The 10,467-nt window shown below is 66.9% G+C and carries 9 protein-coding genes and 1 pseudogene; 7 read left to right on the forward strand and 3 right to left on the reverse strand.

All coding sequences use genetic code 11. The features are described from left to right. From KH616_RS14815 to map, 3 genes and pseudogenes are all read right to left on the reverse strand, one after another. A pseudogene (locus KH616_RS14815) lies at positions 1 to 580 on the reverse strand (pseudouridine synthase); the annotation flags it as partial. A 4-nt stretch (positions 581 to 584) separates the two neighbouring features. Continuing rightward, on the reverse strand, positions 585 to 3,161 hold the full coding sequence (locus KH616_RS14820; protein WP_292247207.1) for a [protein-PII] uridylyltransferase: 2,577 nt from the start codon (positions 3,159 to 3,161) through the stop codon (positions 585 to 587). A 44-nt stretch (positions 3,162 to 3,205) separates the two neighbouring features. Continuing rightward, entirely contained in the window at positions 3,206 to 4,024 is an 819-nt protein-coding gene (gene map / locus KH616_RS14825; protein WP_292247210.1) for a type I methionyl aminopeptidase, read from the reverse strand. Between the two features lie 383 nt (positions 4,025 to 4,407). On the opposite strand from map, the gene rpsB reads away from it, so the two are divergent. The 7 genes from rpsB to KH616_RS14860 all read left to right on the forward strand — a co-directional run. Beyond that, on the forward strand, positions 4,408 to 5,148 hold the full coding sequence (gene rpsB / locus KH616_RS14830; protein WP_292247213.1) for a 30S ribosomal protein S2: 741 nt from the start codon (positions 4,408 to 4,410) through the stop codon (positions 5,146 to 5,148). A 163-nt stretch (positions 5,149 to 5,311) separates the two neighbouring features. After that, on the forward strand, positions 5,312 to 6,193 hold the full coding sequence (gene tsf, locus KH616_RS14835; protein ID WP_292247215.1) for a translation elongation factor Ts: 882 nt from the start codon (positions 5,312 to 5,314) through the stop codon (positions 6,191 to 6,193). 156 nt (positions 6,194 to 6,349) lie between these two features. Further along, complete coding sequence (gene pyrH, locus KH616_RS14840) at positions 6,350 to 7,063, forward strand: UMP kinase (protein ID WP_011352459.1); 714 nt, start codon at positions 6,350 to 6,352, stop codon at positions 7,061 to 7,063. A gap of 84 nt (positions 7,064 to 7,147) precedes the next feature. Continuing rightward, a complete protein-coding gene (gene frr / locus KH616_RS14845) occupies positions 7,148 to 7,708 on the forward strand; it encodes a ribosome recycling factor (RefSeq protein WP_292247377.1) in 561 nt (186 codons plus the stop codon). A gap of 49 nt (positions 7,709 to 7,757) precedes the next feature. Next, complete coding sequence (gene uppS / locus KH616_RS14850; RefSeq protein WP_292247380.1) at positions 7,758 to 8,540, forward strand: polyprenyl diphosphate synthase; 783 nt, start codon at positions 7,758 to 7,760, stop codon at positions 8,538 to 8,540. Beyond that, positions 8,534 to 9,355 carry a phosphatidate cytidylyltransferase gene (locus KH616_RS14855; protein WP_292247383.1) on the forward strand — a complete coding sequence of 274 codons (822 nt, stop codon included), beginning with the start codon at positions 8,534 to 8,536 and terminating at the stop codon, positions 9,353 to 9,355. Before uppS ends, KH616_RS14855 begins: the two co-directional genes overlap by 7 nt. A gap of 17 nt (positions 9,356 to 9,372) precedes the next feature. Then, positions 9,373 to 10,467 (forward strand): 1-deoxy-D-xylulose-5-phosphate reductoisomerase (locus KH616_RS14860; protein ID WP_292247386.1); only part of this gene is annotated, 1,095 nt, incomplete at its 3' end.

A 10,467-nucleotide genomic window follows, 5' to 3' on the forward strand; every position in this document is an offset into this window, starting at 1 on the left:
TCGGCCGGGCCGGGCTGCCGGAATCCGGGCGTGCGCCGAAGCGGTCGCCGCTCGTCGGCCGGGCCGGGCGGCCGGAATCCGGGCGTGCGCCGAAGCGGTCGCCGCTCGTCGGTCGGGCCGGGCGCCCCGTTTCCGAGCGTGCGCCACCGCGGGCGGGCGGCTGGCCGGATGCCGAGCGGGGGCGCGCAGCGCGATCGCCCGCGCCTTCCGGCCGTTTCGCGAAGCCGCCCGGGCGGCCTTCCGGTTTCGGTCGGGCGGTGCCGGGTGCGGACGGCCGCGCCGGCGCGCGCGCCGGACGCGTCGAGCCGTCGGCCGTGCTGCGCATGCCGAAGCGATCGCCGCTTCCCGCCGGCTTCGCCGGGCGCACGGACGGTTGGCCGGATGCGCCGCGCCCGCGCGGCGACGCAGCGGGTTTCTGGGACGCCCGCGGCGCCGCTGGTTTGGCGGCGGACTTGCCGGCCGGCTTGGCGTCGGCAGCTTCGGTGCGCACGGGTTTGCGGCCGGTGAGGGTGCCCGAACGGACGGGGGCGCGGCTCGGCGTGGCCGGCCGCGGATGCTTGGCGGTGAGTTTGGGGCGCATAGACTTACACTGCGATCGCGCGCAGCAATTCGGTTTCGAGCTGGATCTGCAGGCGGTTGTCGGACAGGCCGGCACCGTCGAGCAGGAAGACGTCCTCGACGCGTTCGCCGAGCGTATTGATCCGCGCCGCATGGACGCCGACCCGATGCTCGGCCAGCACGCGCGCGATCGAATAGAGAAGGCCCGGCCGGTCGTTGGCGGACACGGACAGGATGTAGTACTGGCCGCGCTCGTCGGCCCTGAGGTCGACGCGCGGCGTAATCGGGAACGTCCGCGACAGCCGGGACAGGCGGCCCTTGGACGGTTCCGGGAGCGGCGCCGCCTCGGCGAGGCGCGACGCCAGTTGCTGCTCGACGAGATTCGCGATGTCGCGGTACTGCACGTCGTGCTCGGTCTGCGTGACGATGAAATTGTCGAGCGCGTAGCCATGCCGCGTGGTGCTGACGCGCGCGTCGAGCACCGACAGCCCGTTCCGGTCGAAATACGCGCAGATGCCGGCGAACAGGTCGGCGCGATCCTTCACGTAGACGAGCACCTGCAGCGCATCGCCGACGGGCGACGGCCGCGCGCGGACGATCGCGGTGCCGGCGTTCACGTGGCGATACAGCACGCGGGTCTGCCATGCGATGTCGGCGGCGTCGTGGCGCAGGAAGAAGCCGATGTCGAGCTGATCCCACAGTGCGCGATGCGCGTCGGTCGGCACGGTCTCGAGGCGCAGCAGCGCAAGCGCCTCTTCCTGGCGCGACTTGAGTTCCGAATGCGCGTCCGGCTGCGCGCCGCCGAGCACGGCGAGCGTGGCGCGATACAGATCCTCGAGCAGCTTGCCTTTCCACGTGTTCCAGACCTTCGGGCTGGTGCCGCGGATGTCGGCGACGGTCAGCAGGTAAAGCGCGGTGAGCCAGCGCTCGTTGCCGACCGTGTCGGCGAAGCGCTTGATGACTTCCGGATCGCTCGTGTCCTGTTTCTGCGCGACCTGGCTCATTGTCAGGTGATGCTGGACGAGCCAGACGATCAGCGCCGCATCGTCGCCGGTGATGCCGTGCTCGCGGCAGAAGCGCCGCGCATCGGCCATGCCGAGCGTCGAATGGTCGCCGCCGCGGCCTTTCGCGATGTCGTGGAACAGCGCGGCGACATACAGCACCCACGGCCGCTCGAAATTGCCGATCAGCTGACTGCAGAACGGATATTCGTGCGCGTGCTCGGCGACCGCGAAGCGGCGGATGTTGCCCAGCACCATCAGGATGTGCTGGTCGACCGTGTAGACGTGATACAGATCATGCTGCATCTGGCCGACGATGCGGCGGAAGTTCAGCAGGTAGCGGCCGAGCACGCTCGTCTGGTTCATCAGCCGGAATGCGTGCGTGATGCCTTCGGGCTGCTGCAGGATCCGCATGAACGTGCGGCGGTTCTGCGGGTCGCGCCGCCACGCGTTGTTCATGATGTCGCGCGAGTTGTACAGCGCGCGCAGCGTGCGCGCGGACAGTCCCTTGACGCCGCGCGTCGTCTCGTAGAGCAGGAAGGCTTCGAGGATCGCATCGGGATGCCGCGCGAACACGTCGTCGTCGACGATCTCGAGCATGCCCTGCTTCTCGGCGAAGCGGTCCGGCGACAGCACGCGCGTGACGCCGCTCGTCGCGGGGAAGAGCTGCGCCTCGATGTTCTGGATCAGGATCGTCGCAAGCTGCGTGACGGCCTTCGCCGCCCAGTAGTAGCGGCGCATCAGCTGCTCGCTCGCGCGCTTGGTCGGTGTCGGCTGGTAGCCGAAGCTCTCGGCGACCTGCGTTTGCAGGTCGAACACGAGCATGTCCTGACGGCGTCCGGCGATCACGTGCAGCCGCGCGCGCAGCATTTTCAGGAAATTCTCGTTGCGGCGCAGTTCGCGCGCCTCGCGGTCGGTGATGAGGCCGCGTGTGTCGAGTTCGCGCCAGCTGCTGCCGAAGCCCGCCGCGCGGGCGATCCAGAGGATCGTCTGCAGGTCGCGCAGGCCGCCCGGGCTTTCCTTCACGTTCGGCTCGAGGCTGTACGGCGTGTCGTGGAATTTCGCGTGGCGCTGGCGCATCTCGAGCACCTTCGCGGTGAAGAACGCGCGGGCGTCGAGCGCCTCGTGATAGCGCACGGTGAAGCGCTCGAACAGCGCGGTGCTGCCGACGATGCGGCGGGCCTCGAGCAGCGACGTCTGCACCGTCACGTCATGCGACGCTTCCTCGATGCACTGCGCGACCGTGCGCACGCTGCTGCCGATCTCGAGGCCGAGATCCCACGCCATGCCGATGAAGCGCTCGATGCATGCGTCCAGCCCGGCATCGTAGTCGTCGGGGAGCAGCACCAGAATGTCGACGTCGGAATAGGGCGCGAGCTCGCCGCGCCCATAGCCGCCGACCGCGACGAGCGCGGCGGTCGACGGCAAGCCGCATTCGTCCCAGAGGCATTTCAGCGCATCGTCGGTGGCCTTCGACAGCGCGTGCATCAGCGCCGCGACATGCGGTGCGTCGCGAAAGCGCGCAAGCAGCTCGGCCTTGGCGGCCTTGAATTCGGCGCGCCGCGAGCGCGCTTCGGTCGGCGTGGCGGCGGGAGCGCTCATCGGCGGACGATCCGGTGCGGGCGGGGCAGGCTGGCGCGGCGCGCTCAGACTGCCGCGGCCGGGTTGGCGAAGACGGGCCGGGCCGGCGAGCCGGCGGACACGGTCAGCACGTCGTAGCCGGTGTCGGTGACGAGCACGGTTTGCTCCCATTGCGCGGACAGGCTGCGGTCGCGCGTCTTGACCGTCCACTGGTCGGGCATCGTGCGGATGTCGCGCCGGCCGGCGTTGATCATCGGCTCGATCGTGAAGATCATGCCCGGTTTCAGTTCGATGCCCGTGCCCGGACGCCCGTAGTGGACGACCTGCGGATCTTCGTGGAACACCGTGCCGATGCCGTGGCCGCAATACTCGCGCACGACGCTGTAGCCTTGCGCTTCCGCGTGCTTCTGGATGGCGTGGCCGATGTCGCCGAGGCGCGCGCCCGGCTTGACCTGGTCGATGCCGAGCCACATGCACTCGTAGGTGGTCTGCACGAGGCGCTTCGCGAGGATCGAGCCTTCGCCGACGATGAACATCCGGCTGGTATCGCCGAAATAGCCGTCCTTGATGACGGTGACGTCGATGTTGAGCGCGTCGCCGTTCTTGACGACCTTGCTGTCGCTCGGGATGCCGTGGCAGATCACGTCGTTGACCGAGATGCAGGTCGCCTTCGGGTACGGCGGGTAGCCGGGCGGCTGGTAGTTCAGCGGCGCGGGAACCGTGCCCTGCACGTTGAGCATGTATTCGTGGCAGAGGCGGTCGAGTTCGGCCGTCGTGACGCCGGCGACGACGTGCGGCGTGATGTAGTCGAGCACTTCGCTGGCGAGGCGGCAAGCGACGCGCATCTGCGCGATGTCGTGTTCGTTTTTGAGCGTAATAGCCATCGATGTGTGCCTGGAAAGCGGTGAATTGACGGATTATCGCACCTTATGCCGGGCATCGCAGCGCTTTGTCCGGGCGTGTCTGCGGGTTTTTGCGGATTGTCGCGGGCGTGGCCGGCCTGTCTGCCGGAGTGGTTGGCGACTTGAGAGTCGGTGAATGAACGTGCTATACTCTTTGGCTAAGTCGACACTCAAATGCCTTGCGCGCCCCTGGTCGGGGCGGTCGTCAGCGGCGTTTGCGGTGAAGGCTTGCGGCACGGGCATTTGCGCGTGCCGAATCGCAAGCCGGCGCAACCAGGGTGCCGGCCGCGCGGAACGAACAAGCGTTTCGTTTGGCGCGGCGGTACGGCGGCCGGCTTAAGACCTAACCCTCGTGGAGAATTCAAATGGCAGTTACGATGCGCCAAATGCTGGAAGCAGGTGTCCACTTCGGTCACCAGACCCGCTTCTGGAATCCGAAGATGGCACCGTTCATTTTCGGTCACCGCAACAAGATTCACATCATCAACCTCGAAAAGACGCTGCCGATGTTCAACGACGCACAGAAGTACGTGCGTCAGCTGGCAGCGAACCGCGGCACGATCCTGTTCGTCGGCACGAAGCGCCAGTCGCGCGACACGATCGCTCAGGAAGCGCAGCGCGCAGGCATGCCGTACGTCAACGCACGCTGGCTCGGCGGCATGATGACCAACTTCAAGACGCTGAAGGTGTCGATCAAGCGCCTGAAGGACATGGAAGCGGCGGTCGAGGCGGGTGAGCTCGAGAAGATGAGCAAGAAGGAAGCGCTGCTGTTCGAGCGTGAAATCGCCAAGCTGCAGAAGTCGATCGGCGGCGTGAAGGACATGGGCGGCATTCCGGACGCAATCTTCGTTGTCGACGTCGGCTACCACAAGATTGCCGTCACCGAAGCGAACAAGCTGGGTGTGCCGGTCATCGCCGTGGTCGACACGAACCACTCGCCGGAAGGTGTGGATTACGTGATCCCGGGTAACGACGATTCGAGCAAGGCCGTTGCGCTGTACGCGCAAGGCGTCGCCGACGCGATCCTCGAAGGCCGTGCGAACGCGGTCAACGAAGTGGTCCAGGCGGTGCGCGGCGACGACGAATACGTCGAGGAAAACGCGTAACCGGATCCGAGCCGGCGCAAAAAGGGGGCTCTCAACAGGCCCCCTTTTTTTAAGCGTATCCGCCGGACCCTTGTTGCGCCGCATTGGCGCGGGTCCGGAAACGAATCCCGGCTGTTCGCGTCGAAGCGGACGGCGTTGTGAATACAGACTCAAGGAGCGAATGATGGCGGCAATTACCGCAAGCATGGTGGCAGAACTGCGCGCAAAGACCGACGCACCGATGATGGAGTGCAAGAAGGCGCTGACGGAAGCCGACGGCGACATGGGCAAGGCTGAAGAGCTGCTGCGCGTCAAGCTCGGCAACAAGGCGAGCAAGGCGGCATCGCGCGTGACGGCCGAAGGCGTCGTCGCATCGTTTGTCGGCGCAAACGCCGGCGCGCTCGTCGAACTGAACTGCGAAACCGACTTCGTCGCGAAGAACGACGACTTCCTCGCGTTCGCGAAGACGGTCGCGGAACTCGTCGCGACGCAGAACCCGGCCGACGTGGCTGCGCTGTCGGCGCTGCCGCTCGACGGCAAGACGGTCGACGAAGTGCGTCTGGCGCTCGTCGGCAAGATCGGCGAGAACATCTCGATCCGCCGCTTCGTCCGTTTCGAAACGGCGAACAAGCTGGCCACGTACCTGCACGGCAGCCGCATCGGCGTGATCGTCGAGTACACCGGCGCGGAAGAGCAGGTCGGCAAGGACGTCGCGATGCACATCGCGGCAATGAAGCCGGTCTCGCTGTCGTCGGACGACGTGCCGGCCGAGCTGATCGAAAAGGAACGCCGCGTTGCCGAGCAGAAGGCAGCGGAATCGGGCAAGCCGGCCGAGATCGTCGCGAAGATGGTCGACGGCAGCGTCCAGAAGTTCCTGAAGGAAGTGTCGCTGCTGAACCAGCCGTTCGTGAAGAACGACAAGCAGACGATCGAGCAGATGCTCAAGGCAGCGAATGCGGCGGTGCAGAAATTCGCGCTGTTCGTCGTCGGCGAAGGCATCGAGAAGCGTCAGGACGACTTCGCCGCCGAAGTGGCCGCGCAAGTCGCAGCAGCAAAGCAGCAGTAAGCAGTCAGGCAGCATCCGCGGCGGGCGTCCGTCCCGCCGCGGCCGGCGGCGGCGCCGGCCGGCCGGTCTTTCCGGCCCGGCTGGCGCCGCTTGCCCGAATCAGTATTTCGCCCCTACAGTTCGTGGTTGTCATCCTCTCGTCGCTCGGAAGCCCCTATGTCCAATGCCTATAAACGCGTCCTCCTCAAACTCTCCGGCGAAGCGCTGATGGGCGACGATGCCTTCGGCATCAATCGCGCTACGATCGAACGGATGGTGGCCGATATCGCCGAAGTCGTGCGTCTTGGCACGCAACTCGCGGTGGTGATCGGCGGCGGCAATATTTTCCGCGGCGTCGCGGGCGGCGCGGCCGGCATGGACCGCGCGACCGCCGACTACATGGGGATGCTGGCGACGATGATGAACGCGCTGGCGCTGCAGGACGCGATGCGTCACGCCGGTATCGAGGCGCGTGTGCAATCCGCGCTGCGCATGGACCAGGTCGTCGAGCCGTACATCCGTCCGCGCGCGATCCGTCAGCTCGAGGAAGGCCGGGTCGTGATCTTCGCGGCCGGCACCGGCAACCCGTTCTTCACGACCGACACGGCCGCCGCGCTGCGCGGCTCGGAAGTGGGCGCCGAGGTGGTGCTGAAGGCGACGAAGGTCGACGGCGTGTACTCGGCCGATCCCAAGAAGGATCCGTCCGCCACGCGCTACACGACGATCACCTTCGACGAGGCGATCAGCCGCAACCTGCAGGTGATGGACGCGACGGCGTTCGCGCTGTGCCGCGACCAGAAGCTGCCGATTCGCGTGTTTTCGATCAACAAGCCGGGCGCGCTCAAGCGCATCGTGCTGGGCGAGGACGAAGGTACGCTCGTCCACGTGTAAACTCCCGCGGATGCGGGCGGCGGCGCAGCGCATCGCGTGTGCCGCGCCCGCGTTCTTTGAAGGTTTGAAGGTTCGGAGGTTGAAATGAGTGTCGCTGATATCAAGAAGGGCGTCGAGCAGAAGATGCAGCGCTCGATCGAAGCGTTCAAGAACGATCTGGCGAAGATCCGCACGGGCCGTGCACACACCGGTCTGCTCGATCACGTGCAGGTCGACTACTACGGCTCGATGGTGCCGATTTCGCAGGTGGCCAACCTGACGCTCGTGGATGCGCGCACGATCGGCGTGCAGCCGTGGGAAAAGAACATGGTCGCGAAGGTCGAGAAGGCGATCCGCGAAGCCGACCTGGGCCTGAACCCGGCAACGACGGGCGACCTGATCCGCGTGCCGATGCCGGCGCTGACGGAAGAGCGCCGCCGCGAGCTGACGAAGGTCGTCAAGAGCGAAGGCGAAACGGCCAAGGTCGCGATCCGCAACCTGCGCCGCGACGCGAACGAAGCGCTCAAGAAGCTGGTGAAGGACAAGGAAATCTCGGAAGACGACGAGCGCCGTGCGGGCGACCTCGTGCAGAAGCTGACCGACCAGCACGTCGCCGAAATCGACAAGCTCGTGCAGAGCAAGGAAGCCGAGATCATGACGGTCTGACGACCGTCCTCGCGCGCCGCCTTCTTCCCGCATTACTGTCTCAACGGCCATGACCTATACCAGCTCTACTGTTCGCGTGCCTGACATCGGCGCCGTGCCGCGTCATATCGCGATCATCATGGACGGCAACGGCCGTTGGGCGACCGAGCGCCGCTTGCCGCGCGTGGCCGGCCATACCCGTGGCGTCGATGCGGTGCGGGCGGTGGTCGAAGGCTGCGCGCGCGCCGGCGTCGAATATCTGACGCTGTTCGCGTTCAGCTCGGAGAACTGGCGGCGGCCGAACGAGGAAGTGTCGTTCCTGATGCGCCTCTTCATCACCGCGCTCGAGCGGGAAATCGGCAAGCTGCATGCGAACGGGATTCGCCTGCGTGTCGTCGGCGATCTCGACCGCTTCGAGCCGCGCATCCAGGCGCTGATCCGTCGCGCCGAAACCAAGACGGCGCGCAATACGCGCCTGACGCTCACCATTGCCGCGAACTACGGCGGCCGGTGGGACATCCTGCAGGCGACCAGAAAGCTCGTCGAGCAGGCCGCGCGCGAAGGGCGCGAGGTGGAGGTCAGCGAAGCGACCTTCGCGCCGCATCTCGCGATGGCCTATGCGCCGGAGCCCGATCTCTTCATCCGCACGGGCGGCGAGCAGCGCATCAGCAACTTCCTGCTGTGGCAGCTTGCCTACACCGAGTTTTATTTCACCGACAAATTCTGGCCGGACTTCGACCGCGCGGCGCTCGCCGACGCGCTGGCATCGTACACCGACCGCGAGCGCCGTTTCGGACGTACCAGCGCGCAGCTCGAGCCGCAATCGCAGAGCGCCGACACCCTTTCATGCTGAAGACCCGTGTGATCACGGCGATCGCGTTGCTGGCGGTGCTGCTGCCGGTGACGCTGTTCGCGCCGCTGAGCGCGTTCGGCGTGCTGATCGCCGTCGTGCTTGTGTTCGCCGCCTGGGAATGGGCGCGTCTCCTGAAGCTCGCAGGCGCAGGCCCGGTCGTCTATGCCGGCCTCGCGGCGGCAGTCCTGCTGGCGACGACGAGGCTCGGCATCGGCGAATCGTCGTCCCGCCCGCTTTTCGCGGCAGCCGGCGTGTTCTGGCTGCTGGCCGGCCCGTTCGCATTGCGCCGGAAGCCCGCGCTCGCCGAGGGCGCATGGCGGCCCTTCCTGCTGGCGGCGGGTCTCGTGATCTTCGCTGCGTGCTGGCATGCGCTGGTCGCCGCGCGCGCGCAGGGCGTGCCGTTCGTGCTGTCGCTGCTGCTCGTCGTCTGGCTCGCCGATATCGGCGCATACTTTGCCGGCAAGGCGTTCGGGAAGCGTAAACTGGCGGTGTCGATCAGCCCGGGCAAGACCTGGGAAGGCGCGGCCGGCGGCTGGCTGGCCGTGATGATCGTCGCCGGCGTCGCCATTGCGGCTCATCTGTCCGAGCCGACCCTTTTTTCAGCCTTCGCCGCGCGGTACGGCGTGCCGGGGGCATGGGCTGCGCTGACGTTGCTCGTCGCGTTCAGTGTGATCGGCGACCTGTTCGAGTCGCTGTTGAAACGGCAGGCCGGCGTCAAGGATTCGAGCGGATTGCTGCCGGGTCACGGCGGGGTGCTCGACCGTGTCGACGCGTTGTTGCCCGTGCTGCCGCTCGCGATGCTGTTGCTCGGTTAAAAACTAGACCTTCTGCTATGCAAAAACGCCTGACATTGCTCGGTTCCACGGGCTCGATCGGAGACAGCACGCTCGACGTGGTGGCCCGTCATCCGGACCGCTTTTCTGTGTACGCGCTGACTGCGCATCGCAACGGCGACAAGCTGGTCGCCCAATGCCTGCAATTCGCCCCGGAAGTCGCGGTGGTCGGCGACGCGCAGACGGCTGCGCACGTCGAGGCGCAGTTGCGCGCGGCCGGCAGCAAGACGCAGGTCGCCTACGGCCCGCAGGCGCTCGTCGACGTATCGAAGAGCGACGGGTGCGATACCGTGGTCGCGGCGATCGTCGGCGCGGCCGGTCTGGCGCCGAGCCTCGCGGCCGCACGCGCCGGCAAGCGGATCCTGCTCGCGAACAAGGAATCGCTGGTGATGTCGGGCGCGATCTTCATGGACGCGGTGCGCGATCACGGCGCGACGCTCCTGCCGGTCGACAGCGAGCACAACGCGATCTTCCAGTGCATGCCGCGCGACGCGGCCGAGCACGGCGGCATCGCCAAGATCATCCTGACCGCATCGGGCGGCCCGTTCCGCACGCGCGAGCCGTCGACGCTCGTCGACGTGACGCCGGAGGACGCCTGCAAGCATCCGAACTGGGTGATGGGCCGCAAGATCTCGGTCGATTCCGCGACGATGATGAACAAGGGCCTCGAGGTGATCGAGGCGCACTGGATCTTCGGCCTGCCGGGCGACCGGATCGACGTGCTGATCCATCCGCAGAGCGTGATCCACTCGCTCGTGTCGTACCGCGACGGCTCGGTGCTCGCGCAGCTCGGCAATCCCGACATGCGCACGCCGATCGCGCACGCGCTTGCGTTCCCGGAGCGCGTCGAAGCGGGTGTCGAGCAGCTCGACCTCGCGCAGATCGCGCAGCTCAGCTTCGAGAAGCCCGACTACGCGCGCTTCCCGTGCCTCGCGCTCGCGCTCAAGGCGCTGGCCGAGGGCGGTATCGCGAGTGCCGCATTGAACGCGGCGAACGAGGTTGCGGTCGAAGCGTTTCTCGAGCGCCGGATCGGCTTCATGGCGATCGCGGCGACGGTCGACGCCGTGCTCGGCGCTCTGCCGAACCGCGCGCCT

The organism is Burkholderia sp. (genome assembly GCF_018375725.1).
Taxonomy (GTDB): Bacteria; Pseudomonadota; Gammaproteobacteria; order Burkholderiales; family Burkholderiaceae; genus Burkholderia.

Bases quoted from the DNA above. Each gene is read 5' to 3' on its own strand.
- KH616_RS14820 (WP_292247207.1), bottom strand. From the start codon at position 3,161: ATGAGCGCTCCCGCCGCCACGCCGACCGAAGCGCGCTCGCGGCGCGCC.
- map (WP_292247210.1), bottom strand. From the start codon at position 4,024: ATGGCTATTACGCTCAAAAACGAACACGACATCGCGCAGATGCGCGTC.
- rpsB (WP_292247213.1), top strand. From the start codon at position 4,408: ATGGCAGTTACGATGCGCCAAATGCTGGAAGCAGGTGTCCACTTCGGT.
- tsf (WP_292247215.1), top strand. From the start codon at position 5,312: ATGGCGGCAATTACCGCAAGCATGGTGGCAGAACTGCGCGCAAAGACC.
- pyrH (WP_011352459.1), top strand. From the start codon at position 6,350: ATGTCCAATGCCTATAAACGCGTCCTCCTCAAACTCTCCGGCGAAGCG.
- frr (WP_292247377.1), top strand. From the start codon at position 7,148: ATGAGTGTCGCTGATATCAAGAAGGGCGTCGAGCAGAAGATGCAGCGC.
- uppS (WP_292247380.1), top strand. From the start codon at position 7,758: ATGACCTATACCAGCTCTACTGTTCGCGTGCCTGACATCGGCGCCGTG.
- KH616_RS14855 (WP_292247383.1), top strand. From the start codon at position 8,534: ATGCTGAAGACCCGTGTGATCACGGCGATCGCGTTGCTGGCGGTGCTG.